The 25,760-nt window shown below is 31.5% G+C and carries 26 protein-coding genes, 1 tRNA gene, 1 pseudogene and 1 CRISPR repeat array; of the genes and pseudogenes, 12 read left to right on the forward strand and 16 right to left on the reverse strand.

What is annotated here, in order from left to right; translation table 11 throughout:
* Positions 1-136 precede the first annotated feature (136 nt).
* Both LW133_RS01755 and bioD read right to left on the reverse strand, forming a co-directional pair.
* Positions 137-214, reverse strand: a tRNA-Pro gene (locus LW133_RS01755).
* A 93-nt stretch (positions 215-307) separates the two neighbouring features.
* On the reverse strand, positions 308-919 hold the full coding sequence (gene bioD, locus LW133_RS01760; RefSeq protein ID WP_233075806.1) for a dethiobiotin synthase: 612 nt from the start codon (positions 917-919) through the stop codon (positions 308-310).
* A gap of 91 nt (positions 920-1,010) precedes the next feature.
* Between bioD and cas9 the strand changes: the two genes are divergently transcribed.
* The 4 genes and pseudogenes from cas9 to LW133_RS01780 all read left to right on the forward strand — a co-directional run bounded on the left by cas9 (position 1,011) and on the right by LW133_RS01780 (position 6,903).
* Positions 1,011-4,112: a type II CRISPR RNA-guided endonuclease Cas9 gene (gene cas9 / locus LW133_RS01765; RefSeq protein WP_233075808.1), complete on the forward strand. Its 3,102-nt coding sequence runs from the start codon at positions 1,011-1,013 to the stop codon at positions 4,110-4,112.
* Between the two features lie 76 nt (positions 4,113-4,188).
* Positions 4,189-5,067: pseudogene (cas1, locus tag LW133_RS01770) on the forward strand (type II CRISPR-associated endonuclease Cas1); the annotation flags it as partial.
* Complete coding sequence (cas2, locus tag LW133_RS01775; protein ID WP_233075812.1) at positions 5,030-5,353, forward strand: CRISPR-associated endonuclease Cas2; 324 nt, start codon at positions 5,030-5,032, stop codon at positions 5,351-5,353. The pseudogene cas1 and the gene cas2, both read left to right, overlap by 38 nt.
* A gap of 138 nt (positions 5,354-5,491) precedes the next feature.
* Positions 5,492-5,989: a CRISPR direct-repeat array (repeat unit 36 nt; unit sequence ATTTTACCATAAAAAGATTTACTAAGTAGCTAAAAC).
* A 221-nt stretch (positions 5,990-6,210) separates the two neighbouring features.
* The gene (locus tag LW133_RS01780; protein ID WP_233075814.1) at positions 6,211-6,903 is read left to right on the forward strand and encodes a hypothetical protein; all 693 of its coding nucleotides are present in this window, start codon (positions 6,211-6,213) and stop codon (positions 6,901-6,903) included.
* Here LW133_RS01780 and LW133_RS01785 read toward each other — a convergent pair.
* From LW133_RS01785 to ribD, 13 genes are all read right to left on the reverse strand, one after another.
* Positions 6,900-9,140, reverse strand: coding sequence for a phage tail tape measure protein (locus tag LW133_RS01785; RefSeq protein WP_233075817.1), 2,241 nt, complete (start codon positions 9,138-9,140; stop codon positions 6,900-6,902). The genes LW133_RS01780 and LW133_RS01785 overlap by 4 nt on opposite strands.
* A 452-nt stretch (positions 9,141-9,592) precedes the next feature.
* Positions 9,593-9,730, reverse strand: a complete 138-nt coding sequence (locus LW133_RS01790; RefSeq protein ID WP_233075819.1) for a hypothetical protein — start codon at positions 9,728-9,730, stop codon at positions 9,593-9,595.
* A gap of 2 nt (positions 9,731-9,732) precedes the next feature.
* Positions 9,733-10,086 carry a Fic family protein gene (locus tag LW133_RS01795; RefSeq protein ID WP_233075823.1) on the reverse strand — a complete coding sequence of 118 codons (354 nt, stop codon included), beginning with the start codon at positions 10,084-10,086 and terminating at the stop codon, positions 9,733-9,735.
* 53 nt (positions 10,087-10,139) lie between these two features.
* Entirely contained in the window at positions 10,140-10,475 is a 336-nt protein-coding gene (locus tag LW133_RS01800; protein ID WP_233075825.1) for a Fic family protein, read from the reverse strand.
* Between the two features lie 57 nt (positions 10,476-10,532).
* Complete coding sequence (locus LW133_RS01805) at positions 10,533-11,465, reverse strand: outer membrane beta-barrel protein (RefSeq protein WP_233075826.1); 933 nt, start codon at positions 11,463-11,465, stop codon at positions 10,533-10,535.
* Between the two features lie 413 nt (positions 11,466-11,878).
* A complete protein-coding gene (locus LW133_RS01810; protein WP_233075827.1) occupies positions 11,879-12,304 on the reverse strand; it encodes a trehalose-6-phosphate synthase in 426 nt (141 codons plus the stop codon).
* Positions 12,305-12,826 (reverse strand): inorganic diphosphatase, encoded by a 522-nt coding sequence (gene ppa / locus LW133_RS01815; RefSeq protein WP_233075828.1) that lies wholly within the window; start codon positions 12,824-12,826, stop codon positions 12,305-12,307.
* A gap of 9 nt (positions 12,827-12,835) precedes the next feature.
* On the reverse strand, positions 12,836-13,402 hold the full coding sequence (locus LW133_RS01820; RefSeq protein WP_233037363.1) for an adenylate kinase: 567 nt from the start codon (positions 13,400-13,402) through the stop codon (positions 12,836-12,838).
* A gap of 11 nt (positions 13,403-13,413) precedes the next feature.
* Positions 13,414-15,156, reverse strand: coding sequence for an aspartate--tRNA ligase (gene aspS, locus LW133_RS01825; protein ID WP_233075829.1), 1,743 nt, complete (start codon positions 15,154-15,156; stop codon positions 13,414-13,416).
* 3 nt (positions 15,157-15,159) lie between these two features.
* Positions 15,160-16,113 carry a chemotaxis protein gene (locus LW133_RS01830; protein ID WP_233075833.1) on the reverse strand — a complete coding sequence of 318 codons (954 nt, stop codon included), beginning with the start codon at positions 16,111-16,113 and terminating at the stop codon, positions 15,160-15,162.
* Between the two features lie 106 nt (positions 16,114-16,219).
* A complete protein-coding gene (locus LW133_RS01835; RefSeq protein ID WP_233075836.1) occupies positions 16,220-18,628 on the reverse strand; it encodes a heavy metal translocating P-type ATPase in 2,409 nt (802 codons plus the stop codon).
* The gene (locus LW133_RS01840) at positions 18,606-19,370 is read right to left on the reverse strand and encodes a tRNA1(Val) (adenine(37)-N6)-methyltransferase (RefSeq protein ID WP_233075841.1); all 765 of its coding nucleotides are present in this window, start codon (positions 19,368-19,370) and stop codon (positions 18,606-18,608) included. The genes LW133_RS01835 and LW133_RS01840 overlap by 23 nt, the downstream gene beginning before the upstream one ends.
* A complete protein-coding gene (gene ribD, locus LW133_RS01845; RefSeq protein WP_233075843.1) occupies positions 19,352-20,365 on the reverse strand; it encodes a bifunctional diaminohydroxyphosphoribosylaminopyrimidine deaminase/5-amino-6-(5-phosphoribosylamino)uracil reductase RibD in 1,014 nt (337 codons plus the stop codon). Before ribD ends, LW133_RS01840 begins: the two co-directional genes overlap by 19 nt.
* Before the next feature lie 98 nt (positions 20,366-20,463).
* On the opposite strand from ribD, the gene LW133_RS01850 reads away from it, so the two are divergent.
* Together LW133_RS01850 and LW133_RS01855 are read left to right on the forward strand one after the other, a co-directional pair.
* Positions 20,464-21,135 carry a hypothetical protein gene (locus tag LW133_RS01850; RefSeq protein ID WP_233075844.1) on the forward strand — a complete coding sequence of 224 codons (672 nt, stop codon included), beginning with the start codon at positions 20,464-20,466 and terminating at the stop codon, positions 21,133-21,135.
* Positions 21,136-21,245: 110 nt separating this feature from the next.
* Positions 21,246-21,509, forward strand: a complete 264-nt coding sequence (locus LW133_RS01855; protein ID WP_233075845.1) for a hypothetical protein — start codon at positions 21,246-21,248, stop codon at positions 21,507-21,509.
* Here the strand turns inward: LW133_RS01855 and LW133_RS01860 are convergent.
* Positions 21,475-21,864 carry a c-type cytochrome gene (locus LW133_RS01860; protein ID WP_233075846.1) on the reverse strand — a complete coding sequence of 130 codons (390 nt, stop codon included), beginning with the start codon at positions 21,862-21,864 and terminating at the stop codon, positions 21,475-21,477. The genes LW133_RS01855 and LW133_RS01860 overlap by 35 nt on opposite strands.
* Before the next feature lie 67 nt (positions 21,865-21,931).
* Between LW133_RS01860 and folD the strand changes: the two genes are divergently transcribed.
* Genes folD through LW133_RS01890 form a run of 6 tightly spaced genes read left to right on the forward strand, consistent with a single transcriptional unit; the run spans position 21,932 to position 25,760 of the window.
* Positions 21,932-22,777, forward strand: coding sequence for a bifunctional methylenetetrahydrofolate dehydrogenase/methenyltetrahydrofolate cyclohydrolase FolD (gene folD / locus LW133_RS01865; RefSeq protein WP_233075847.1), 846 nt, complete (start codon positions 21,932-21,934; stop codon positions 22,775-22,777).
* Entirely contained in the window at positions 22,777-23,652 is an 876-nt protein-coding gene (gene lepB / locus LW133_RS01870; protein WP_233075848.1) for a signal peptidase I, read from the forward strand. The genes folD and lepB overlap by 1 nt, the downstream gene beginning before the upstream one ends.
* A gap of 36 nt (positions 23,653-23,688) precedes the next feature.
* Positions 23,689-24,153: a ribose 5-phosphate isomerase B gene (gene rpiB / locus LW133_RS01875; protein ID WP_233075849.1), complete on the forward strand. Its 465-nt coding sequence runs from the start codon at positions 23,689-23,691 to the stop codon at positions 24,151-24,153.
* Positions 24,146-24,490, forward strand: a complete 345-nt coding sequence (locus tag LW133_RS01880; RefSeq protein WP_233037381.1) for a hypothetical protein — start codon at positions 24,146-24,148, stop codon at positions 24,488-24,490. Before rpiB ends, LW133_RS01880 begins: the two co-directional genes overlap by 8 nt.
* A complete protein-coding gene (gene apt / locus LW133_RS01885; protein WP_233075851.1) occupies positions 24,487-25,038 on the forward strand; it encodes an adenine phosphoribosyltransferase in 552 nt (183 codons plus the stop codon). Before LW133_RS01880 ends, apt begins: the two co-directional genes overlap by 4 nt.
* Complete coding sequence (locus LW133_RS01890) at positions 25,038-25,760, forward strand: DedA family protein (protein WP_233075853.1); 723 nt, start codon at positions 25,038-25,040, stop codon at positions 25,758-25,760. The genes apt and LW133_RS01890 overlap by 1 nt, the downstream gene beginning before the upstream one ends.

The raw sequence follows: 25,760 nt of genomic DNA on the forward strand, positions 1-25,760 counted from the left end.
TTAGAAGTGTTATAAATTAATTGTATTATCTTTTTTTATTTTTATTATGATGTTTGTAATTACATCTATAGTAATACTATTGCAAATTTTTTATATTTGATTTTATAGCTTTTTTGTAATTTTGGAGTAAAAAACATGGTCGGAGTAGCGGGATTCAAACCCACGACCTCACCCACCCCAAGGGTGCGCGCTAATCAGGCTGCGCTATACTCCGATAAATGTAATTATAGCACAAAAGCCTAGTTTTTAGTTTGTAGTCAATAGTAAAATATTTTTTGCAATTTTTTTGCATGTATGGGAATGGCGATTATAAGGCATTAAGATTTAGAATAGTTTCTAATTCTGTTTTAAAATCTTCTTTGATTGACAAGAAGTTTTTTTGATTGAAAAATGGTAAATGTATGGGCTTAATTTTTGTATGCTGATAGATAAGATCATCAATTTCTGGATTTTTTTCTCCATTAATAATAAGACCTAGGATTTTTATATTGCGACTTTTTAAGGCTTCTAAGCTTAAGAAAATATGATTAATTGCACCAAGATAATATTTTCCTACTAAAAAAGTTGGCAATTTATTTTTTAAGATAAAATCTATCATAAAGCTTGTTTCATCAAGAGGGCTAAAAAGTCCCCCAGCAGTTTCGATGATAAGATTGGATTCTAGAGGGATTTGTATGGATAATCCTTTATAAACCGCTTGCTCTAGTTTTTTTGCTATATGTGGAGATGCGGGAGTTTTGAGGAAAAATCCTTCTGGATAGGTTTGTATATCAGAATCAAAAGTTTTTATTTTGTCACTATCTTTTGGTAGTCCTGCCTGAATAACCTTGAAGTATTTATATTTTAAAATAGAGCATAGCATAGCGCTTGTATGGGTTTTTCCAGTATCTGTATGAATTCCACTGATACAAATTTGCATATCTTTCCTTTATTATTTTGTCTTATTTTATAAAAATACATGATAAAAAAGTAATTTTGTTATTATGGTTATAAAATTTTTGGAGTATTAAATGGCTATTATAAGAACTTTAGGTGTAGATATTGGGATTGCTAGCATTGGTTGGGCATTGGTGGAAAGCGATGATTCAAAGACAAAGGGTAATAATTTTGATGAAGATTTCCAGATTGTTGATAGTGGAGTGCGTATTTTTACAAAAGCGGAGAATCCAAAAGATAAATCTTCTTTAGCACTTCCTAGGCGTTGTGCAAGAAGCGCAAGAAGAAGAAATGCACGAAGAAGCGCAAGAATGCAAAATATCAAAAGATATCTTTCAGAGACTTTTAATATTCCTCTGCAAGATTTTTATTCAGATACAAATCATTTGCCTAAGATTTTTTCTACATCAAAATCTTTTTGCTCCCCTTGGGAATTGCGAACAATAGCCTTAGATAAGAGATTAGAAGATATTGATCTTGTTAGAGTGATTTTGCATATTGCAAAGCATAGGGGATATGATGATATTACTTATGGGATGAAAAATGAAGATGGAAAGATCAAAAAGGCCATTGCAAAGAATCAAGAAAAATCAAGCAATTATCGTAGTGTTTGTGAGATGTTATATAAAGAATATTTTTTACAAGGTAAAAATGTCAGAAATCGTGCAGAAAAAGATCATGATAAAACAGAGTTAAAAGCGACATATCACCATAGTATTGGTAGAAGTGAGCTAGAAAGAGAGCTAAGATTAATTCTTGAAAAGCAAAAGGAATTGGGGAATGAAAAAATCAATGATGTTTTTATGCAAAAAATATTAGGAGCAAAAGAGGGGAGTAGACAGGAAAGAGGGGGAATGATTTTTTATCAAAGACCTTTAAAGAGTTTTGAGGGAAAAGTTGGAAAATGCGAATTTTTCAAAGATAAGATTCGAGCTTGTAAATGTGCTCCAAGTGCAGAAAAATTTATTGCCTTAACAAAAATCATTAATACTTTAGCATATATTAGCAATCAAACAGGCCTTGTGTGGGATAATAAAGACGCTATCAAGGAGATTTTAGAAGAGGCTAAGAAAACAAATAGTGTGAGTTATAAAAAACTTAGAAAGATTTTAGAATTGCCAGAAACTTTTCAGTTTAGAGAGATTGATTATAGTAGTATAAATCCAGAAAATAAAAAATTTATAGAATTGGAGTGTACTTACAAGTTATCAAAAATTAATCCAAAAATAGATGAGAAATTGCAAGATAGGATTGCACAGATTATGGGGGTAAATAAAGATTGGGGGATTATAGAAGATAAACTTGCAAAAGAGATAAAATTATCAAGAGAGCAAATAGAAAGCATCAAAGAAAAATCTCTAAAATTTTCTAAAACAATCAATCTTAGCTTAGAAGCCTTGGAACTTCTCTTGCCGGAAATGGAGAAGGGAAAAAGATATGATGAGGCAGTAAAGATTTTGCAAGATGAAAAGAAAATTCCTAAAAAAGATTCTCAGAAAAACCAACAAGATACCTTACCTTCCCTAGACCAAGCAGCAAAAGAAGATGATTATTTTAATATCAAAAATCCTGTTGTGTTGCGTGCATTATCAGAGTTTATAAAAGTAGTAAATGCAATTTTAAAAAAGTATGGTAGCGTGCATTATTTTAATATTGAGCTTACAAGAGAAGTGGGTAAAAGCAAAGAAGAGAGAAGTAAAGATGAAAAATGGCAAAAAAATAATGAGAGAGACAACAAAGAAGCAGAGAAAATTTGCGAAGAGATAGGACTTGAAAAAACACCAAAAAATATTCTTAAATGTAAGCTTTGGTATTTGCAAAAAGAAATATGTATCTATAGTGGTAAAAAAATTACTTCGCAAGATTTAACAGATACTTATAAAATTGAGGTTGATCATATTATTCCAAGAAGTCGTAGTTTGGATAATTCACAAAGTAATAAGGTTTTGTGTTTTAAAGAGGAGAATCAAAATAAAGGAAAGCGTATTCCCTATGAGTATTTTGGAGAAGATGCAAAAAAATGGGAGACTTTTAAGACAAATGTTGCTAATAGTTGTTTTGATGAAGCAAAAAAGAAGCGCTTGATGCGTATGAGTTTTAAAGACAGAAATAGTGAAGAACTTTTGAATTTTCTTTCAAGAAATTTAGTGGATACAGGATATATCAATCGAGTAGTCAGTCTTTATATGAAGCAGTATTTTAAATTTTTACCTTTGGAAAATAAGGTGGAACATTTAAGAATTGTTTCAGGGTCTCTAACTTCTGCGATGCGTTATTATTGGGGGTTAGGTAAAAAGAATAGAGAGCATCATCTCCATCATGCACAAGATGCTATTATTATTGCTTGCATCAATCAAAGAACTATACAAAGATATAGTGAATTTTTAAGAGAAAAAGAAGAAAGATATAAAAGTGCTTCTTATGATAAAGCTAGAGAACTAAGTCAAGAGGAATATAAAAAGAAAATTGCATTTTTTCCACCAACATCAAATTTTATAAAAAAGGTTGAAGCGAGTATGGAAAAAATTTTTGTGTCTCATAGTGTTTCTAAAAAAGTTACCGGTGCATTACATGAAGAAACGATCGAAAAAAAAGCAAACTATATAAAAATGAGAAATGAAAAAGCAAAATATACAGAAGAAGATCTAGAAAGAGATCTTGCACTAGGTAAGATAAGAGAAATAAATGGTGGTATAGTGAAAAATGCCAATATGATAAGAGTAGATATTTTTAGGAAAAAAAATAAAAAAGGGAGAGAGGAATATTATGCCGTGCCAATTTATACCTATGATGTAGCCATAGGGAAGTTGCCAAATAAATCTGCTTATAGTTGGATAGAGATGAATGAGGATTATGAATTTTGCTTTTCTCTTTTTAAAAATGATTGTGTGCGTATTCAAAAACAAAATATGTCTGAGCCTACTCTAGCAATTTTTAAGAGTTTAAATTGTGCAAATGGAAGTATGGAATTTGCACATCATAGTGGAGAAAAAAAGCAAAGTCAAGGGGAAAAAGAGTTTTTCGGAGATAAAAATTCGATTCAGGGAGTTGGTATTAAAACTTTAAAAGAATTGAAAAAAATGGAAGTTGGCGTATTAGGAGAAGTGCGAGAATCTAGATTTGCTAAGCGTCTAGATTTTAGCAATAAAAGAAAGAATAAAGATTTAAAGGAGTAGGGGTGTTTGAAGAATCTTATCGCACACTTTTTTTAAGTACGCCTGCAAAACTTTTTCATAAAAACAATCAAAACTTTTTCATAAAAACAATTCCTTGTATATACAAAAAGAGCAGTGCATAAGTATTCCTCTTAAAGATATTGCAAATATTGTGATTGATACACCACAAATTGTGCTAAATTCTAGTCTATTAAATGCTTTTGCACAAAATAAAATTTTGGTGTTTGTATGTGATGCTAGTCATCTTCCCAGCGGGATTCTTACCCCTTTTTTACCTCATTATAAAAATGCACAAATTATAGAGAAACAAATTCATCTTACTAAGCAAAAAAAAGCAATCTTGTGGCAACAAATTATCAAAGCAAAAATCCAGAATCAAGTAAATCTTTTAAAAATGTTGCAACAAGAAAAAGTTGCAACAAAATTGGAAGTATTGCAAAAAAGTGTGAGATTATGCGATGGGACTAATAACGAAGCAAAGGCTTCTAGAATGTATTTTCCAGCTTTATTTGGTAAGGGGTTTGTTAGGGAAATGGATTGTATAGAGAATGCTGCATTAAATTATGGGTATGCAATTGTGCGTGGGAGTATAGCAAGAAATATTGTTATTTCAGGATTGCTGCCTACTTTAGGAATTTTTCATCATAATCAGTTTAATGCTTTTAATCTTGCAGATGACTTGATAGAACCTTATAGAATCTTTGTAGATTCTAGGGTAAAAGGCTTAAAGCTTGATAAAGAGATGTTAGATGGTACAATTAAGGCTACATTAGTAGATATATTACACACACGCGTTTTACTTGATGGAAAGTTTTATCCACTTTATAGAGCGATACCAAGGAGCGTGTGGAGTTTGGTAGATGTGATTTGTAAGGGAAAGAAAGAATTATCTTTACCTGTTTTTGATAGGGGAAGTGATGGAAGAGAATTTTATGAGAGTTTTAGTGATGTTTGATATGCCAACAGGCACAAAATTAGAGAGAAAGGCAAGTGCAAAGTTTCGTCAAAGATTGTTAAAAGAAGGATTTTTTATGATGCAATTTTCTGTGTATTGCAGAATATGCAAAGGTATAGCAAGTGCAAATAGCTGTATGAATAAGATTGAAAGCTTTGTTCCGCAAAAAGGGCATGTAAGAGCATTAATCTTAACAGAAAAGCAATTTGATAGAATGAGAATTTTTGTCGGATATAAAAGTGCGACAGAAGAGGTTCAAGCACCAGTGCAGTTATCAGTACTTTGATAAACATGGTTTTGAGGGGATGCTAGGCAGTTACCCCGCGGAGAACCATAAAACTCCTTATTTTAGCACACATTGTTTAGGTATTTTGAGGACTTACAAAACCTGTAAGCCCCTAATATACGCTATTTCATCTTTATAATTTTACCATAAAAAGATTTACTAAGTAGCTAAAACAATTGATAACGCAATTAATAACATTCTTCTATTTTACCATAAAAAGATTTACTAAGTAGCTAAAACAAAATTTCCTTATTCACAAAACAGAGTGAAATTTTACCATAAAAAGATTTACTAAGTAGCTAAAACAAAGATAAGAGTAAAGTTAAGTCGGAACTAATTTTACCATAAAAAGATTTACTAAGTAGCTAAAACAACCCTAAGAAAATTTGCAAGGCAGTGGGATTTTACCATAAAAAGATTTACTAAGTAGCTAAAACCCGGATTATAAAAAGACTTTGGAATTTGGTATTTTACCATAAAAAGATTTACTAAGTAGCTAAAACTAATAATATTTTAAAGTCAAAAATAAAAAAAATTTTACCATAAAAAGATTTACTAAGTAGCTAAAACGCAGTGCAGGTATAGGTGCAGGAGCTTTAGATTTTACTATAAAAAGATTTACTAAGTGGCTAAAATAATATCCTTACAATTCCCTATTTTACGAAGTTTTTATATTCCTATCCCCAAAATATCTCCAGTAATTTATGGAATCCATCTTTTTCCCTCCATCCTATTCTTAAACTATCCCCAGTAAAAATTTTTAATATTGCCATGCAGTTTCTTTATAGCAAAATTTCTTGATTTTATTTTATCTTTGTGCTATATTCCACATATAAGGATAGATAAAAGGCAGGGCAATGGCTAGAGCTTTAAAGCGTAATCACAATAAAGCAATAAAAATCAATAATCAAAAATTCCATAGAATAAATAAATACAAAGAATTACAAAAAACACAACTTAATGAAGAAGTAAAAGAAAAAGAACTTACAATGGAACAATGGCTAAAAGAAATCGTTGTGCGGTGGTGGAATTTTAAAAACTTTATTGACGATGAAGAAGAAAAAGAAAAATGGAGGAAAGCAGATTTATTTCCTAAAGCCTTAGCGGTGATTGCTATTATGATTTTGTATATCTTTAACACAGCAATAGTTTTGTTTGGTATATGTATTTATATCATCACCAAAGTTTTTGGATTTATTTATGTCATCACAAATGTTTCTGGACTTATTTATGTCATCACCAAAGTTTTTGGACTTATTTATATTGTTGCCAAATTTTCCGGACTTATTTATGTCATCACAAATGTTTTTGGACTTATTTATATTGTTGCCAAATTTTCCGGACTTATTTATGTCATCACAAATGTTTTTGGACTTATTCGCAATATTATTAAGGTTTCAAAGTTTATAGGTAATGCTTTATTAGGTGGAACATGTGGTATCTTATCTGCTCTTTTTTGGTGTTTTTATATTGTTTCAATTCCTATTGTTTGGGGAGTTAGTATGGTTTTTGTTATCTGGCTGTTCTTTTTTCTCCCCTTTAGCATTTAATCCTCTAAATCTGCATAAGTGTAGCTATTGCTTCTAATAGCTCTTTGCACTTCTTGTGCTCCTGCATTAGTATAGATTTGTATTGTTTTATTATCTATGATTTGTTTTTGTGTATGATGGTTTTCTCTTAGCTCCATTTGCCTTTGTTTTACTTGTTCAATAAGGCTAGGTTGTGTAAATACTTGCTTTTGTGTTTGATTGATTTTTATCTCTCCTAAAGGCAAGGTTAATTCTTTTCTTAAAACGCCTAGTTTTTCTAAAATAGTGCTAATAGGTGAAGTAATAGCATTAAAAGTCTTTTTTACAAAATTAAAAAATGGAGATAAAAAACCCATCATTTTATCAACTCCAATTCCTATCCATTCTACAACCCTATCCCAGTTTTCATAGACATAGGCAAAGACTTCTCCTAAGATAATATAAAAAGCACCGATGCCTGTGCTAACTAAGGCGGATTTTATCATTTTTGCCATTCCTTTAAATGCAAAGCCAACCCATGTGCCAATAACCCCTAATTTCTTTAAACTTAACCCCGCTATTTTTGCAACATTAGGAATTTTTAATAATTGTATTCTAAGCTTAAATATGCTTGCTGATAATAAAACACTTCTTATTCTTGTCTGTATAAAACTCGGCATTAAGCGGGATAACCCTATTGCTGTAAATTGTATAGGATAACGCAAGAGTTTAAATCCTTTAGATAAAAACAATAATCCATTGCCTGTCGCCTTAATAGGTGCAATTAATAATTGAAAGCCCTGTTTCATTATGTTTAATGGAATTTTTAATGCAAGTGAGCCTATTCTTGCTAATTCTGCTTGATTGCAGAATGTTCCGAGCATTTTGATGGGTAATATAACACAAGATGCAAAAGCTTTAAAAAGTGGTAGCACAAGAGATATAATTTTTAATCCTCCGATACTAGCAATAGCTAATCCTATGACTTTGACTAAGCTTTTGTGATTTTCTACAAACTCTGTAAGCTTTGAAATGATTTTTTCTAAAGTATTAAAAAGCTTATTAACGAGGGGTAAAAAAATATCACCAATTGCAACGCTTAAGCGGTTTAAAGAGCTCTGCATTCTCTTCATTGCACCTTCTGTGGTATTTGCTAGAGTCCTCACTTCATTTTCCATACTTCCTTTTTGCGATTTTTTATCCATCGTTTTTTTATAAATTTCATCAAACTTTGCAAGGTTGCTTGTGATTTGTGCAATTTTTGGTCCTGCCTCTTCTCCAAAGATATTTTTAAGTAATCCAATTTTATCTCCATCATCTGCATTGGCGATTGCACCTAAGACTTCTCTGATTGCCTGAAATCCATTATCTAATATTGCTTCTTTTAATTCTTCTTGATCAAAGCCTAAACTTTCTAATGCATTTTGTGCTTTTGGAGTTAAAACCTCAATCCCGCCTAATACGCTCAGCATTTTATTAATTGCTGTGGCACTTTGTTCTGCTGGGATTTTCATATTTGCAAAAGATGCGGATAATGCAATGCCTTCCTCTGCAGAGAGTTTCATTGTTTTTACTAAACCCCCTGTTCTTCCCAATATCTCTGCAATCTCTTTAGGAAGTGCGGCGGTGTTGTTTCCTAGGTAATTCATGGTATCACCTAGCTCTCTTACTTTATCAATCCCAATATCTAACTTTTGCATGATACCTGCAATAGTTTCACCTGCTTGTTTTGCATTAATATCAAAAGCAAATGCCATTTTTGCTACAACATCGCTAAAAGGTGCAAGAATGTTTTTTTCTAATCCCAACTGACCTCCACTTGCCATAATCTCTGTGAGTTCTTTAGCACTTAAAGGAACTTCTTTTGTCATTTTCCATATTTCATGTTGGAGTTGTCTGCTTTCTTCTTTTGTTAAATCGACAACTTTTTTCACCATTGCAAAAGCACTTTCAAAGTCCATAGCAGAAGTGATAGGTTTTTTGAAAGCAAGGAAACCACCTATTGCTCCTAGTATTTGATATTTTAATTTTGCTACTTGATTACACGCTTCTTCCACATCAAGCTTAAGTTTAAACCTTGTGGCTTGAGCAATCTCTCTTTTAACCTTCCTTGTTTCTTCAATAGGACGATTTATAGAATTGCTTAAGGCTTTAGTGGCATTTTCAATATCTCTGCTAATACCTTTGCTAATGCCTGATACTTGTTTGTTTATTTTATTGATGGTATCACTTAGTTTTTTAAATTCTGGGATAACTTCTAATTTAACTTGTGTTTGCATGGCTTACCTTGTATTTTTTAAAAAAAGTATAAGGTAAAAACTCTAAAGGAGTGTAAGCTAGAGGTTAAGAGTTTATCGCCCTGCTACTGCTTACAAGATAGCAGGGGGATTTTTTATCCTCTTAAGATTGTGATTATTAACCAAATAATAGCTATAATAAGTCTTAAGAGTAAGCTAATAAACTCTTTCATAAGTTCGCCTCCTTTCATAAAGTAGGCAACCTTAAGAGGTTGCAGCCTCTTAAGGCAACCTCTGATAGAATTCTACATTAATATTTTAAAAAATCCTAGTTTAAAATTTCGGTATTTCTAAAAACTTTTTGGCAATATTTAAATAATCTTGAAATGTTCTAAACACTGTCTAGTGCTTTTATAAACTCTTTTTGTATCATGCTGTTTCCACCCTAATTGTTCCCATTTCTTCATCTTTATATAAATCTCTTAATAACATATTCAAAAAATCATAATTTCTATAATCTTGTCTGTAATCTCTTTGATTAAAATTAAATTTGCTTGATGACTTTCAATGCTTCCAAAGCTATCAAGTCTGTCTTTGGAGTATAATCTCTCTTGCTTGTTTTGATTTATCATAATCATCTTTTTATTTTTTGTTTTTGTTGTTTTAAATTTTCTTGCTGATGTTGATTTAAAAAAATCTCCATACGCTCTTCTTCAACTTCTTGTTGAGTTTTAGCGAGTTCTTTAAATTTATTTAAATTATTTTCTCTTAGAATTGAAACATGCAAAGGCTTTTGTATTTTTTGTATTACAAAGGGTGTAATTTGATTTTCTATACAAAAATAAAACATTAAAAGTCTTCCCACTCTTCCATTGCCATCACTAAAAGGGTGGATTCTTTCAAAATGAAAATGAGATTGTAAGATAGCTTCTAATATTTCATCATTATTTTTAGATTGTTTAATTTGATAATCTAGGTTATTTAGCATTTCTTGCAAATGAGTGGGAATAAGATAGGGCTTACTTGTTTCAAAATCTGCTTCTATAATGAGGTTTGGAATCGTTTTAATTGTCCTTTATTCTCAATTAAATTATCCATAATAATGTTATGCAATTCTTTAATCTGATAGATATCAATACTTTTTTCTTCTTCTAGGTTTTTCTCACAAAATTCTAAAATCTTAGGAATTATAAAACGATAATTTCTTACCTCAAAAAATTCCCTTTCACTTGTTTGGTGAGAAATAAAATTATCAAGAATAATACTTGCAGTTTGCTCTTGAGTAAGAGTATTGCCTTCAATAGCAGTGCTATGATGTGCCATTCTAATCGTTAAATCTTTTAAATACTCTTCGTTTTTTAAAGCTTTAAGTAGCAAGGCTTTATCCTTAAAAATCACACAATGCTTTTAGTATTTATTTTTCTCCCTTATAAACTAAAACCGATAAGCATAATTTAAAGCAATATAACTTTGAGTAAGAAAGCTAAATCTTGCAAGGTCATAAACTCTAAGACCATCTGGTTCTTGAGCTTTTTCTTTTAATAGAGTTCTACTATTATGTATTCTTAAAATTCCACCAAAACGATAATTTAATTCCATTTGATGATGTTTATAATTATAATGTAATCCAATGGTGGGATAAATTTCTTGATTGATAAGACTTGATGGAGTAGGTTCCCATATGTCGCGACTTATAATTGGTGTTTCTTTATGAAATAAACCTCTTTTAACATTAAAATTGCTAATATAATAACTAAACTCATATCCTAAACCCACATTAAGCCCTAAAATATGATTCTTTTTTTCTAAAAAATCCCAAAGATATTTAATATCAAATCCAACTTTAATAGGAATAAGGGTATGATTTATACCTGCATACAAATGGTATCCACCAGAATCGTGAATTGAAACATGGGTTTTATTTGATTTGTTATACCCCCTTCCAAAACCACTATAAAGATGACCTGAGAGCTTTAATCCATGTTTTTGTGTTTCTCCAAAATACCATTGATACCCAAGTAATAAACCACCATCAAAAGTAGTAGATCTACTGGAATAATTAAAGGCAGAATTATATAAAGCCTCTGTCGTATATCTTGTATAACTACTACTTCCCAAGACTGCTTCTATCCCCAAAAAGAAGCCATTTTTGTCTTTTACTTTAACTTTTTTTGCTTGAAGTGAATCTTTTTGTATTTTATTGTCAGTTACTTTTCCTGCTTCTAAGTCTGAAGAGAGTTGTTGATTTCTTTGCTTTAATTCTAGGGGTTTATTTTCTAATCTTTGAATTTCATTATCTATATTTTCTGCAAACATGAAGTTTGTTAAGGCTAGGGTTATGCTACCATATACTAAAGTATTTTGCATCTTTTTACCTCTCTTTTGTTTTTATAAATTAAAATTGATAAGCATAACTTAATTTTTATTGATATAGTTCTATTTTTAACTTATCGTGATTCTTGTATTCTATAAAGTAGTTTATATAAGATAAAAACTTTCAAAAAAAGTATTATGAAGAATCTGTATACTAAAACCCTAGTGTTAAAAGCATGGTTTTGAGGGGATGCTAGGCAGTTACCCCGCGGAGAACCATAAAACTCCTTATTTTAGCCACTTAATAAATCTTTTTACAACGGGATTGTATCATAAAAAAGTTATAAAGTAAAGTGTTTAGGGGTTTAATTTTATTTATTGTGAGGTAAAAATTTATTGTGTAGAGATATGAAAAAATATTTTTGGGATTTTTAAAGAAAGATAGATTTTTTTAGATAAGTTTGTGGTTAATAAATTTGCATTGCTTTGGCTAGAATGATAATAAATAAAGAGAGGATAAAAGCAATTAAGTGAGATTTTCCTCGAAATGGGTCGGGTTTTTGAAAAAATTTTATGCGTATGATTGCAAAAAGCGTTAATATAAAAATAAGTAGAACTAAAAAAAGTTTAATACTTAAAAATATTACAAAAGGATAAGAGGAAAGATTGGCTATTTGATAACTAAGGAGTAGTCCACCACTAATAAGCAAAAATAAAAATAAAATCCCAAATATGATACCACCGCCATTTTTTGTGTAGGTGTGTTTGATATGATCGCATTGTTTTTTATCAAGTTTTTTGTAAGCAATAATGTAAATACAAGCATCAAAAAACACATACCCCACAAAGCAAACTGCACAAATGAGGTGTATGCATAAAAGGGTAAAATACATTTATTTTTTATAAGCCTTAATTGCAGCATCTAAGATTTCAGTTGCTTTTTCTTTGCCTTCGTAATTTTTGACTTTTACCCACTTATTTGGTTCGAGCATTTTATAAGTTTCAAAGAAATTTTTAATACGATCTAAAGTGATTTTTGGTAGATCATCTAGAGTTTTAATATTGTCATAGCGTGGATCGATTTTACTTACAGGAATTGCAAGTAATTTTTCATCAATTCCGCTTTCATCTTCCATGATTAGCACCCCAATTAAGCGACATTTTATCACGCTACCTGCTTGCAAAGGATATTCATTAAGTACCAAGACATCGGCAGGATCGCCGTCATTACTTAGTGTGTTTGGTACAAAACCATAATTTGCTGGATAGAACATTGCGCTATACATTACACGATCTACTACTATTGCACCGCTATCTTTGTCAATTTCGTATTTAATATTTGACATATAGGGAATCTCGATAACTACATTAACTTTCTCTGGATTTTCCCCAATTTCAATTTTTTCTAGTTGCATAATTACTCCTTAGATTTTTGATTGAATAAAATTTTTCATTTCAGAAACGATCTCTTCAATAGAGCGTTCTCCATTGATTTTTTGTAATTTTTCTGCATAAAATTTTTGAATAGCAGAAAGTGGTTCTAAGAAAACTTTCATGCGATTATTAAAAACTTCGTCGTTATCATCAGCACCTCTAGCGCGCCCCAAAACTCTTTGTCTTGCCACTTCTTCGCTCACTTCTACTTCAATAACGCTTACAAGTTCAATAGAATCTTGTTCTTTTAATACTTTATCAAATGCTTCCATTTGTTCAATACTTCTAGGATAACCATCAATTAAAATTATATCTTTTGGCGCATGACTAATTGCAGATACAATTGTGTCTACTACAATTTCAAGTGGTACAAGATTTCCTTTTGATGTAAAACTTTCAATAAGCTTACCTCTTTGGCTTCCTTTAGCAGTTTCTGCACGCAATAAATCTCCTGTAGAGTAATGCACAATTGTATCACTATGGTCTTTTGCAATTAGTTCTGCATCTGTAGTTTTTCCGCTACCTGGTGCACCAATAATTAAAAATAGTTTTTTCATATTAATCCTTTTTATTTGATATTTCTTAATCGAATATGAAGCTCTCTTAATTGCTCTTCATTGACACTGCTAGGTGCGCTAGTAAGAGGACAAGTAGCTTTTTGAGTTTTTGGGAATGCAATCACATCGCGAATGCTATTAGCTTGTGTGAGTAGCATTATAAGACGATCTAATCCAATAGCAAATCCCCCATGAGGTGGCGCACCAAATCTTAGTGCTTCAAGCAAGAAGCCAAATTTATCATTCGCTTCTTCTTTTGTAATTCCAAGTAGTTCAAAGACTTTTGCTTGTGTTTCTTGTTTATGGATTCTAATACTTCCTCCGCCAAGTTCTACGCCATTTAATACGACATCATAGGCAATGGATTTTATGCTCTCAATATCAGGATTATCGATATCTTTTGGCATTGTAAAAGGATGGTGTAGTGCAGAAATTTTACCATCATTTTTTTCAAACATTGGAAAATCAACTACCCATAAGAATTCATAAATATTAGATTGGATAAGATTAAGATCTTGCGCGATTTTTAGACGCAATCTCCCCATATAATCCCATACAACTTGCTTTGCACCTGCACCAAAGAATACAATATCTCCAACTTGCGTATTGAGACGCTCTAAAATAAGTGGAAGGTTTTTTTCGCTGATAAATTTTGTAAGAGGCCCTTTGGGTCCTTCTTCTTTGATTTGTAAATATGCAAGGCCTTGTGCACCAAATTTTCTTACAAATTCTTCTGCTTCACTTAATGTTTTTCTACTAAAAAAATTATCTCCATTTTTAACCACAAGGGCTTTGAAACGATTTTTTTTGGTATCTAGAGCAATATTTTTGAAAATTTCGTTGCTAGAATCTTGCATTAAATCACTAATTTCAATGAGCGGCATATCAAAACGCAAATCTGGCTTATCTGAGCCATATTTTTCCATGGCTTCCATATAATCCATGCGTCTAAAAGGTATTTTGACATCTATATTTTTACTAGCAAAAATATTTTTAATGAGTTGTTCGGCTACTTGCATTACATCTTCTTGATTGCAGAAACTCATTTCCACATCAATTTGACTAAATTCTGGCTGTCTATCTGCACGCAAGTCTTCATCTCTAAAACATTTTGCAATTTGAAAATAACGATCAAAACCACTCACCATTAAGAGTTGTTTAAAAATTTGCGGACTTTGTGGAAGTGCAAAAAATTCTCCATCATGTACGCGACTAGGAATAAGATAGTCTCTTGCACCTTCTGGAGTGGCTTTTGTGAGAATCGGGGTTTCTACTTCGATAAAATCAAGTGCGTGAAAAGTGTCTCTTATGATTTTGTAAATATCAGAACGCGTTTTGAAAGTATCAAAAGATTTTTTAGATCTAAGATCAAGATAGCGGTATTTTAGTTTTAAATCCTCGCCTATATTCTCATCACCTATGCTAATTGGTGGAGTTTTGCTTTGGTTTTCAATAATGAGTTCATTGACAACAATTTCAATTTTTCCAGTTTTGAGTTTGGGGTTTTGTAGTCCTTCGCCTCTAGCACGCACCACTCCTTTGGCAATTAGCACATATTCATCTCTTACACTCGAAGCAAGATTATAGGCAGGGGAAGTAGGATCGCATACAAGCTGAATTAATCCACTCTTATCACGAAGGTCTATAAAAACAACTCCTCCATGGTCTCTGTATGTATTGCACCATCCTGCTAGTTCTACATTCTCACCAATATGGTTTTCATTTAATTGTGCGCATAAATGTGTTCTTAACAACGCTCACTCCTTTTCTTCTAAAATTAATTTAAGATATGTATAAATTTCACTAGGTTCAGATTTGGAAACAAAGCCAAATGCTCCAAAAGCTTTTGCTGCATCTAAATTTGCATCATTATGCATAGAGGAATTGATAATTACAGGAATATGACAAAATTTTTCATTATTTTTGACTTGTTTTAAAACTTTAAATCCCGATAAAACAGGCATTTCCAAATCTGTGATTATAGCAGCAATTTCTTCAGGATTTTCGCAGTTTTCTAGGTATTGTAAAATTGTGTTACCATTTTCAAAAGTAAGATATCTAAGACCAATTTTTTCTAAAATAATTTTTAGGGATTTGGTGGCACTTCTAGAATCTTCAGCAATCAATATAGTTTTATTGCTATTGATTTTTTGCAAGGTTTGTAATTGAAATTCATCTCTTTCATCAAATAGAGTGAAAGCGTCATAGAGCATTTTTTCCGCATCTAAAATTTGCACAATGCTTCCATCTTCATAGCGAGTAGTAGCAATAAATTTACTATCTTCTTTTAACCCATTATCGCTACCTGCTTGAATATTTTCCCAATTGCGTTGGATAATGCGTTTGACTTGTGCGATTTTTATTCCAATTGTACAACGCGAAAAACTACATACTACTATAAGGCTTTTTTCAGTATTGATAGAAAAATCTTGCAAATTTCTTTCTGGAAACTTAGGATTGTAATGCAACCACCTTCCTACATCAATAATAGGAATGATTTCATCACGGACAGTAAGCGAGCCTAAAATAATGCTATTTTCATTACCTTCTGTGAGTGTAAGGTTGCTTTCTTGATAAATTACTTCTCTAATTTTAAAAACATTGATACCATAAAGTTGAGCGTCAGAATTATTATCTACATTATTTACAAAAAAACACAAAAATTGTGCTTCATTTTCGGTGTGTAAAATATCATCCTTTGAGTGTGCCATTTTTTAGTCCAGTTTTATTTTTATTGTCTGATTTTACCAAAATTTCAAAGATATTTAGACATTAATAAATTAAGTAAAATTGATTTAAAGGCTTAATCCTAACATTTTATGATAAATTTTTAGAATCTTTTTTCCAGTTTTTTATTCGTAGACTATTTGTAATTACAAGCAGAGAACTAAAACTCATACTTAATGCAGCAAAAAGTGGGATAATCCATCCACAAATTGCTAAGGGAATCATTAAAAGATTGTAAAAAATACTTAAAAAAATATTTTGTTTGATAGTCTTGTAGGTTTTGTGAGAGATTTTAAGGGTATTTTCCAAATTTTTTAGATTTTGGTCTAGTAAAATAATATCAGAATTTAGAGAAATAATATCATTTTTTGTGCTGAAAGAAATTCCAATATTACTTTGCTTTAGTGCGAGGGTATCGTTGATTCCATCTCCAACCATAATGGAGATTTTTTCTTTATTTTTTTGTAAGATTTGTAATTTATCTTGCGGCAAAAGGCTGTGGTAATATTCTTTGATACCAAGATTTTTTGCGACAAATTCCACGCTTTTTTGATGGTCACCACTTAGTAAAACGACTTGAGGAATTAGGGTTTTTATTTGCTGGATAAAGTTTTTTGCATCTTGTTTTAGAGCATCTTCAAGAAGAAAAATTGCGCAGATTTTTTTATCAATCCCAAATCCAAAGGTGATAAAGTTTTTAGGATCAAAATTTGTGATTTTTATGCCATTTTCTTGTAAAAATTTTAGACTCCCACCAATGAGTTTTTTTCCGTCTTTTTTTGCTATTATGCCTTTACCTAGTATCTCTTGTGAGTCTTGTAATTCCAAGCTTTTAGTGATATTTAGATAATTTTTGATGCTTTTTGCGATAGGATGATGGCTAGAATCTAAAAGGCAGGCTAAGAGATTTTCATCAAAATCACAAAATTTTTTTACTTGAATGACTTGAGGTTTTCCTAGTGTTAGGGTGCCAGTTTTGTCAAAAAAGATACAATTTGCACGTGCAATGGATTCTAAAAACTTAGTTTCTTTGAAAATAATTTTATGCTTAAATGCCTCTGAAATTCCAACAATAGAAGCAATCGGAGTGGCAAGTGCTAGGGCACATGGACAGGAGATAACAATAACAGAAATTGCAATCATCAATGCAAATTCAAAATCACGCTCCCCGATAAAATACCATCCACAAAAACTAAGTAGGGCGATTAATAATACAAATCTAGAGAAATGTTCTGAAAGTGCGTTGGCGAGGTTTTGAATTTGAGGTTTATTAGAAAGAGAATTTTCAAGAATATTGATAAGTTGAAATAGTGTGGAATCATTATAGGTTTTTGTGCTTTGATAACGGATAGTTTTTTGTGTATTGATACTTCCTGATGTAAGGATATCATCTTTTTTGATGAGTTTGGGGAGCATTTCACCACTAATATTTTGTGTATCTAAAAGTGCTTCTGAAGAAAGTAAGATTCCATCAATGGCGATAATTTCATTAGGAGAAACTTCAATAATACTACCTATTTCTACTTCTTGTGGAGAGAGGGTTTGTTTTTGGTTATTTTTGATAATGGTGAGCTGTGTGGGGAGTATTTGGCTTAATTTATCAAGATTGTCTCCCGCATGTTTTTTTGCTCTAATTTCTAAAAACTTTCCAAAAAAAACAAAAGTGATAATCATGCTTACGGCTTCAAAATAGGTTTCTCCACTTTGCGTAAGACTTGCATAAATTGAGTAAAAATAAGTGAGAAATGCCCCCGTGCTTACAAGCAAATCCATACCAATGATTTTGTTTTTGAGTTGGTAGTATGCTTGTATATAAAAAAATCTTCCTGTCCAAAATAAAACAGGAGTGGCAAGTAAAAAAGATGCGAGATTTAAAACATTTTTCATTGAAGTGGAAATATCAGAGAAATATCCTGCATATTGCGCTACTGCAATCCACATAATATTCATTGTGCAAAAAATTGCAATGATGAGTGCAAAATAGTATTTTTGACTTTGTTTTTGGTGTTTGTTTTCTGAGGTTTTGGGATCATAAATATTAGCATCATAGCCAAGCATTCTAATGGTTTTGATAATTTGACTTAGGGGGATTTTTTGTAAATCAAAGACAATTTTTAATTTATTGTTTGTGTAATTGAGAGATGTATCATAGATTCCATCTAGCTTTTGTAATGCTTTTTCGATAAGCCATGTGCAAGCGACGCAATGAATGCCTTCCAAGGTTAGGGCAACTTGTTTAAGTCCCTTAGAATCTTCAAAAAGATATTTTTCAAAGGCTTTGGAATCAAAGTGTGATAAATCTGTAATTTGCAAATCTTTTGGGGGGGTTAGGGTGTGGTGATTGCGTTTTTCATAGAAACTTTCAAGATGGTTTTCTAATAAAAGAAAATATACCCCTTCACAGCCATTGCAACAAAAATATAATATTTTATCATTGTGTTTTATTTCTTTGAGCGAAGATTTGGGATACTTGAGATTACAATGTGAGCAAGCTTGCATATTTTTCTTCCAAAATAATATTTGTGGAGTGGATTTTAATGCTATAGGTATTGCATTTTTTATAAATTTCTTTAACTTCTGGTGAGTTGTCTGTCTGTTTTTCTCCTATGTGTGTGATAAGTGGAGGGAGAAAGTTAAGGCTATTTTTTGTGTTGATTCTTGCTTGGACTAAAAGTAGTGTTGCTTTTTTGTCAATCTTGGGATAAACAAGACGCGAGGTTTCAGTATTAAATCCATAATTTTGCAAAGTTTGAAAAATATGGTGAGATTCTTTTGCATCATAGCAAAAAATAAAATGTCCTTTGGGATGTAATATTTGTTTTACTTTTTTGCATAAAAGTTCAAAAGGGAGGAATTTGGCATTTCTAGCAGTTTTGATTCTATCATTTTTGGAATCTAAGATACCTTCGCGATAAAAAGGAGGGTTAGAGATAATAGTTTGGAATTTTTGAGTAAAAGAAGTATGAAGAAAATCACCACAAATTACATTTGCATGAAGTTTATTGCTTATTGCATTTTTTTGGGATAAAAAAGCTTGGAGTGGATCTGCTTCAATAGCGTTAAGCTGAATGGAATAATCTCTTGCACACAAAAGTCCCAAAATTCCGCTACCAGACCCTATATCTAGAATCTGTGTATTATTTTTTAAAAACAATGTAGCAAAATCATAGAGAAATAAGCTATCGCTATTATAACAATAGCCATCTTCAAGTTGATAAAGTCTTAAGAGTTTTTTATCCATAAGATTACATCTTCTCCTATACGCTGATGGTGCAATATTTTGCCATTATAGCTAAAGCCATATTGGTTGGCATTTTCTCTTAAAGTAGGGGAGATGTGTACAAGTAAAAGATCAATTTGTTCTTTAAAGGATTGAAAAAGTTTCCACCCTCCTTCAATAATGTTAAATCCTTCTTGCAAGATAGGAGTATGTGTATGAAGTAATACTTCTCTTTTGTTTTCAAAAATTTTATAGGTTTTAGCAAGAGAATCTTTATTTTTTGTAAGAATTCCTATACAGGGTTGTTTTTGCAAAAAAGGTTCTGTAGCAAAACGAGAATCTAAAAGTGGATCATCTGCAATAAGAGTATTTTGGCTAATTAGTATTTGATTGCTAATACTGCGCTGTTTATGTGTGAATATTCTTGCTTCATGGGAGGAGATAGCACCACTTTTATAATCTCCATTTAGACGTTGTGCAATTTTAAAAAGATTAAATTTTTTTTGATTTTGATAGCGTATGAAAGGAAATAAAAGATCTTGACACTGCTCTTTGCAAATTTCGCTAACTACTTCAATATTTTGTGCTTTTAAAATTTCTTTTCCGCCTTTATTGTGTGTATGTTCTAATGCTCCAATGATCACTCTTTTTGGGGATAAAGTTTTTAATAGTATTGCACAAGGTGGGGTTTTGCCATAATGAGTGCAGGGCTCAAGGGTTACATAAATACTGCAGTTATGAAAGATTTTATTATGATTTATGCTAAGAAAATCATGTAAAGCTTTAGAATCTGTAATTTTTTGGATACGCTCGTCATTTGTAAGTGCGAAATATGCCTCTTTGAGTGCCAAAACTTCTGCATGAGGTAGACCGCTTTTTTGATGTGATGCTAAGGAGAGAATTTGTCCATTTTGATCTACAACCATCGCTGCTACCGCGGGATTTGGTAGGGTTAGGGTTTGCGATTCCCAGGCTTTGTTGACACATAAAGACATTAAAAGTTTATCATGTAGCATAATCTTTCCATTATTTTCTTAAAATTATAATGTTTTTTTGATTTATTTTATTTTGGTAAAGCAAACTCTATGATAAAATAACATGAAAATAATATCAGGTGTTGGAAATTATGGTAAAAAAAATTTTATTTTGTTTAGGATTGGTTGCTTTTGTTTTTGCACAAGAGGCACAAGATGAGGAAGAAATTGCAAGCACAGGAAAACAGAAAAATAGTGAGTATTGGAAGTCTGTGTTTCAGCCATCAGAGGTAGAAGGGAATGTGTATGGTACTTTTAGAATAGGATATGCTTATCAATATCAGAATGGATCAAAAATTACCAACACACAAACATCACATACTTTTGATAGCAAACAGCAATTAAATAGTGTATATTTTGGTATTGAGCGAGGATGGATTGGACTAAAAAATAAAATGTTAATGGTGGGGGGATATTTAGATGGTGCGGCAGGACAGACTTTTTTCCTTTCTGTTGGTGCGCGTGTTTCTGCACGTTTATTAAATGGTTGGTTGATTCCTCATGCGAGTTTTGGCTATCAAATACAGCATTTGAGTTTTCCTACAGATACAGCACAATATAACATGCATGGTGGAGTAGGGACAGTAGGGTTATTTGTAAATGTGGCTAAGGGATTTGGAGTAGATTTTTCATTGCGTGCAGGTACGCCATTTTATCTCGTTAAGGCAGCAGATGCTAAAAAATTTAATCATCCTGTAATTAATCATGTGGGGTTTATGATAAGTTTCACATTTTATGATTTTAGTATATGAGATTTTTAACCTTAGTTTTACTTTTTTGCTTTAAGCTTTTCTCGTGCAGTGGAGATTGTGCGAGTTGTCATTATAAAATTGATTATCAAAACGACACAAGACATAGTGCAATGCTAAAGTGTAAGACTTGCCATACTCCAGAAAAAATGGCAGGAATTAATATGGGGGATACCTGTGGTCAGGATTGTTTTGCCTGTCATGATGCAAAAAAGTTGCAAAATCAAGAACTAAAAGCCTCGCATAAAATGATTAGTTCTTGTATAAATTGCCATGTAAATCTTTCTGAAGATACGCTGAATAAAAGTATTTTTTTACAAGAAAAAATGCATCAAAACTTCTTTAATTCTCCGCGTTCTTCTGATTTTTCAAAATAGTTTTATTTTTGTTATTTTTTTGGGAATTTAGTGGAGAATGCAAAAAGCTAAAAATTGCTTGCAGTTCTGTATCTGTGAGATAGTATTTTGGCATAACGCCTTTGTCGATTAAAGTTTTTTCTTTAAATGTTTTAAAATCAAGTTTTGTAATATCAGGACCTATGAGGTTTTTTGCGATATTTTTGTGTTTATACTTTGCAATTATTTTTCCTTTCCCATTTTCACCATGACAATGTATGCACCCAATGCCTCTAGGGTTTTTATAAAGCTCTTTTCCATATTCTTCGATTGTGATAAAACTTTCTTCTTTTGCAAAAAGGAGAGAAAAAATTAAGAATATAAGATTTTTGTTCATTTTTCATCCTGTGATTTTTAAAGTTTAATTATAATTATAGTATGCAAAAATTATTTTAAGGGGCACGATGATTCTTTTAGATGGTAAGCTTTTGGCAAAAAAGCAAGAAGAAAAAATGATTAAAGTAGTAGAAGAGTTGTATAAAAAAAATATTATACCAACTTTGGCAGTGATTTTAGTAGGAGATGATGCAGCAAGTGCTTCCTATGTTAACATGAAGACAAAAGCCTCACATAGAATTGGTATTGATTCTATTACAAGAACTTATCATAAAAATATCACAGAAAATCAATTGCTTGAAGCAATTTATAAGTTTAATCATGATGAAGATGTTGATGGTATTTTGGTGCAGTTGCCTTTACCAAGTCATATTAATACACAAAGAATTTTAGAAGCAATCGATCCCTTAAAAGATGTAGATGGATTTCATCCTTATAATGTGGGGAGAATGTATGCGGGATTAAATGGATTTTTACCTGCAACTCCGATGGGTGTGATGGAATTGCTGAAGTTTTATGATATTGAAGTATTAGGAAAAAATGTTGTAATTGTAGGTGCGAGTAATATTGTTGGCAAACCTCTGGCTGCGTTGATGTTGCAAAGTGGAGCGACAATTAGCCTTTGTCATATTCATACAAAAGATATTAGTCTCTATACAAAACAAGCGGATATCCTTTGCGTAGGTGTTGGTAAGCCCTCATTAATTACAAAAGATATGGTTAAAGAAGGAGTGGTTATTGTAGATATTGGAATCAATCGCTTGGAAGATGGAAGAATTGTAGGAGATGTGGATAGCGATGTAGTAAAAAAAAGTAGTTATTTCACACCTGTTCCTGGGGGTGTGGGTCCCATGACAATTGCATCTTTAATGCAAAATACTATTATTGCAGCTAAAAATAGAAAGGAAAAATAATGAAAAAATTTTTAGAAGCCTTGTTGAGTTTTTCAAAGACTTGGACGGGTAGTATTATAATTATTTTATTGATTATTTTTTTTATAGCACAAGCTTTTATTATTCCTTCTCGATCAATGGTTGGGACATTGTATGAAGGAGATATGCTATTTGCCAAAAAATTTGCTTATGGGATCCCTATTCCTCGACTTCCTTGGGTAAATACACCAATTTTTCCAGATTTACATAATAATGGACATTTGATTGAAGGGAAGCGTCCAGAACGCGGGGATATTGTAGTATTTATGCCTCCACATAAAGATAATGTATATTTTGTAAAACGGAATTTTGCAATTGGAGGTGATGAGGTACTTTTTACTCAAAAAGGTTTATATTTGCACCATAAAGAAGGGAATGAATATATAAAAGCACATTATAAAGATGAGGAAAAAATAGAGTTTGCAGGAAAAATTTTTGTTCTTAATCCTTACATGAAAGAATATCATGGTATACATTATCAAAAAGATAATCAGACTTTTTATTTGATGCAGATGCTTGCAAATAGTAAAGATCAACTCAATTTTGACAATCATGGTAGAGAAAAAATTGCAATGCAGCCTATTGAATTGAATGGTGATTTGGTATTTTACAAAAAGATTCCACAAGATGAATTTTTTATGATCGGGGATAATCGTGATAATAGTGAAGATTCTAGATTCTGGGATAGTGTGCCTTATTCTCGTATTGTTGGAATGCCATGGGTGGTTGTATTTAGCCTAAATTTGCGTAATAGTCAAGAAGCAGATGTGGCCAATAATCCTAAAAAGTTTTTAAGTATTCGTTGGGAGCGTATGTTTAAAAATATTAAAACTTTAGAAAAGGAAATGTTGCAGTAGTTTAGATAAAAACTTTGGTTTTTTGCTAGAATTTTTATGAAATTAAAAAAAGGGTTTGATGAGATGAAATATTTTTTAGGAGCGGATCATGCAGGTATAAAACTTGCAAGCTTTGTAAAAGATTTTTTAAAACACAAAGGGCATGAGGTAGTATGTTTTTTGCCACAAGAAAAAAAGGTAGATTATCCTGATTATGCAAAAGAAGTGTGTAGGGCAGTTTTAAAAAATCAAGATTCCAGAGGAATTTTGATTTGTGGAACAGGAATTGGTATGAGTATTTGTGCAAATCGTTTTAAGGGTATTCGTGCTGCTTTGTGTTTAGATGCTTATATGGCTAAAATGACGCGTTTACATAATGACGCAAATATTTTGTGTTTAGGAGAGCGTCTTTTAGGAGAAGGTATTGTAGAATCGATTTTAGAAGCTTTTGTGGATACAGAATTTGAGGGCGGTCGCCATTTGCAACGACTAGAAAAAATTGATGAGGGTGCACATGTTTGATAATAATTTGGTTCGTTGGTTTTTGATAACAATCTTTATTATTTTTGTACTTTTTGTGGTTATTCGTGCAATATTTTATAAATCTATCGCAGAAAAAGAAGAGCGTAATTCTGCTTCCATGAAGCTTACATTGCAAGAGGCAGAGATTTTGATACAAAAACATCAATTACAATTACAAAGAGCATTAGGAAATATTGACTTACTAACTCAAGAGTTAAATAACTTAAAAAATGAATTAAAAACTGTAAAACAGAGAAATGCACAATATCGCATGGACACTGATAAATATAAAACGCGCATTAAAGATCTAGAGCAAAAAATTGAGGCATTGTTATGAGTGGTTTGTCAATTGACGATTTAAAAATACAGATTTTAGAAAATATTAGGATTATTAATGATTATCCTAAAAAAGGTATAAAATTTAGAGATATTACAACTTTGTTGCAACATAAAGACTTATTTTTTGCTTTGATTGAGGTATTAAAAAATCGCTATGAAAAATATGAGATTGATTTTGTTGCGGGTATAGAATCTCGTGGATTTATTTTTGGTAGTCCTTTGGCATATGCACTAAAAAAAGGTTTTGTGCCTATTCGCAAAAAAGGAAAATTACCTTACAAAGTATTTCAAAAAGAATATTTATTAGAGTATGGAAGTGATACTTTAGAGATTCATCAAGATGCATTTTGTGGTGTTTTAAATCCTAAAGTATTATTAATTGATGATTTGATAGCTACAGGTGGAACTGCTAAGGCGAGTGAAGAGTTGATTATGCAAGCGGGTGGAGAATGTATTGAGGCGTGCTTTTTGATGGATTTAAAAATGCTTAGTCAAGATGTCAAATTAAAGGCAAATGTTTTTAGTGTTTTGGAGCTTTGGGATTGATGAAAAAAATAAAATGGTTTGTGTTTGGTGGAATAGGGATTTTAATTATTTTTTTGCTTTTTTTATATGTAAAACATGTGGATTTTTCTTTAGAAGATGCAATTATTGAAATTTGGAAAAAATATGTATCAACTTGGGGTTATGCAATTTTATTTTTTTGGAGTGTTTTGGAAGGGGAGCTGGGATTAATTTTTGCCGGAATTGCTGCACACACAGGAGATTTAAATGTATGGTTGGCAATTTTTATTGCAGGACTTGGAGGATTTGTAGGAGATCAAATTTATTTTTTTATCGGAAGATCTAACAAGGCTTATATTCAAAAAAAGCTTACAAATCATCGTAGAAAGTTAGCTCTAGCGCATTTATTGCTACAGAAATATGGCTGGGGAATTATATTTATTCAACGCTATATGTATGGCATGAGGACAGTTATTCCTATTAGCATTGGTTTGACGCGTTATAGTGCATTAAAATTTGCATTAATTAATCTTGTAAGTGCATGGATTTGGGCGGCAATTACCATTTTGCTTGCGTGGATTTTAGGAGAGCAAATTTTAAGTATCTTGAAGTTTTTAAAAAACCACCCTTATATTCTCGTGATTTTTATTGCTATATTTTTATTATGTGTAATTTATTATTTTAATCGTCATGCTAAAAAATTAAAAAGTCAAGAAGTTGAAAGCATAAGTCATGATATTGAAAATCAATTAGAAAGGAAATAA

Source organism: Helicobacter anatolicus, assembly GCF_021300615.1.
GTDB lineage: Bacteria > Campylobacterota > Campylobacteria > Campylobacterales > Helicobacteraceae > Helicobacter_H > Helicobacter_H anatolicus.

Bases quoted from the DNA above. Each gene is read 5' to 3' on its own strand.
- bioD (WP_233075806.1), bottom strand. From the start codon at position 919: ATGCAAATTTGTATCAGTGGAATTCATACAGATACTGGAAAAACCCAT.
- cas9 (WP_233075808.1), top strand. From the start codon at position 1,011: ATGGCTATTATAAGAACTTTAGGTGTAGATATTGGGATTGCTAGCATT.
- cas2 (WP_233075812.1), top strand. From the start codon at position 5,030: ATGGAAGAGAATTTTATGAGAGTTTTAGTGATGTTTGATATGCCAACA.
- LW133_RS01780 (WP_233075814.1), top strand. From the start codon at position 6,211: ATGGCTAGAGCTTTAAAGCGTAATCACAATAAAGCAATAAAAATCAAT.
- LW133_RS01785 (WP_233075817.1), bottom strand. From the start codon at position 9,140: ATGCAAACACAAGTTAAATTAGAAGTTATCCCAGAATTTAAAAAACTA.
- LW133_RS01790 (WP_233075819.1), bottom strand. From the start codon at position 9,730: ATGATAAATCAAAACAAGCAAGAGAGATTATACTCCAAAGACAGACTT.
- LW133_RS01795 (WP_233075823.1), bottom strand. From the start codon at position 10,086: ATGCTAAATAACCTAGATTATCAAATTAAACAATCTAAAAATAATGAT.
- LW133_RS01805 (WP_233075826.1), bottom strand. From the start codon at position 11,465: ATGCAAAATACTTTAGTATATGGTAGCATAACCCTAGCCTTAACAAAC.
- LW133_RS01810 (WP_233075827.1), bottom strand. From the start codon at position 12,304: ATGTATTTTACCCTTTTATGCATACACCTCATTTGTGCAGTTTGCTTT.
- ppa (WP_233075828.1), bottom strand. From the start codon at position 12,826: ATGCAACTAGAAAAAATTGAAATTGGGGAAAATCCAGAGAAAGTTAAT.
- LW133_RS01820 (WP_233037363.1), bottom strand. From the start codon at position 13,402: ATGAAAAAACTATTTTTAATTATTGGTGCACCAGGTAGCGGAAAAACT.
- LW133_RS01830 (WP_233075833.1), bottom strand. From the start codon at position 16,113: ATGGCACACTCAAAGGATGATATTTTACACACCGAAAATGAAGCACAA.
- LW133_RS01835 (WP_233075836.1), bottom strand. From the start codon at position 18,628: ATGCAAGCTTGCTCACATTGTAATCTCAAGTATCCCAAATCTTCGCTC.
- LW133_RS01840 (WP_233075841.1), bottom strand. From the start codon at position 19,370: ATGGATAAAAAACTCTTAAGACTTTATCAACTTGAAGATGGCTATTGT.
- ribD (WP_233075843.1), bottom strand. From the start codon at position 20,365: ATGCTACATGATAAACTTTTAATGTCTTTATGTGTCAACAAAGCCTGG.
- LW133_RS01855 (WP_233075845.1), top strand. From the start codon at position 21,246: ATGCTAAAGTGTAAGACTTGCCATACTCCAGAAAAAATGGCAGGAATT.
- LW133_RS01860 (WP_233075846.1), bottom strand. From the start codon at position 21,864: ATGAACAAAAATCTTATATTCTTAATTTTTTCTCTCCTTTTTGCAAAA.
- folD (WP_233075847.1), top strand. From the start codon at position 21,932: ATGATTCTTTTAGATGGTAAGCTTTTGGCAAAAAAGCAAGAAGAAAAA.
- lepB (WP_233075848.1), top strand. From the start codon at position 22,777: ATGAAAAAATTTTTAGAAGCCTTGTTGAGTTTTTCAAAGACTTGGACG.
- rpiB (WP_233075849.1), top strand. From the start codon at position 23,689: ATGAAATTAAAAAAAGGGTTTGATGAGATGAAATATTTTTTAGGAGCG.
- LW133_RS01880 (WP_233037381.1), top strand. From the start codon at position 24,146: ATGTTTGATAATAATTTGGTTCGTTGGTTTTTGATAACAATCTTTATT.
- apt (WP_233075851.1), top strand. From the start codon at position 24,487: ATGAGTGGTTTGTCAATTGACGATTTAAAAATACAGATTTTAGAAAAT.
- LW133_RS01890 (WP_233075853.1), top strand. From the start codon at position 25,038: ATGAAAAAAATAAAATGGTTTGTGTTTGGTGGAATAGGGATTTTAATT.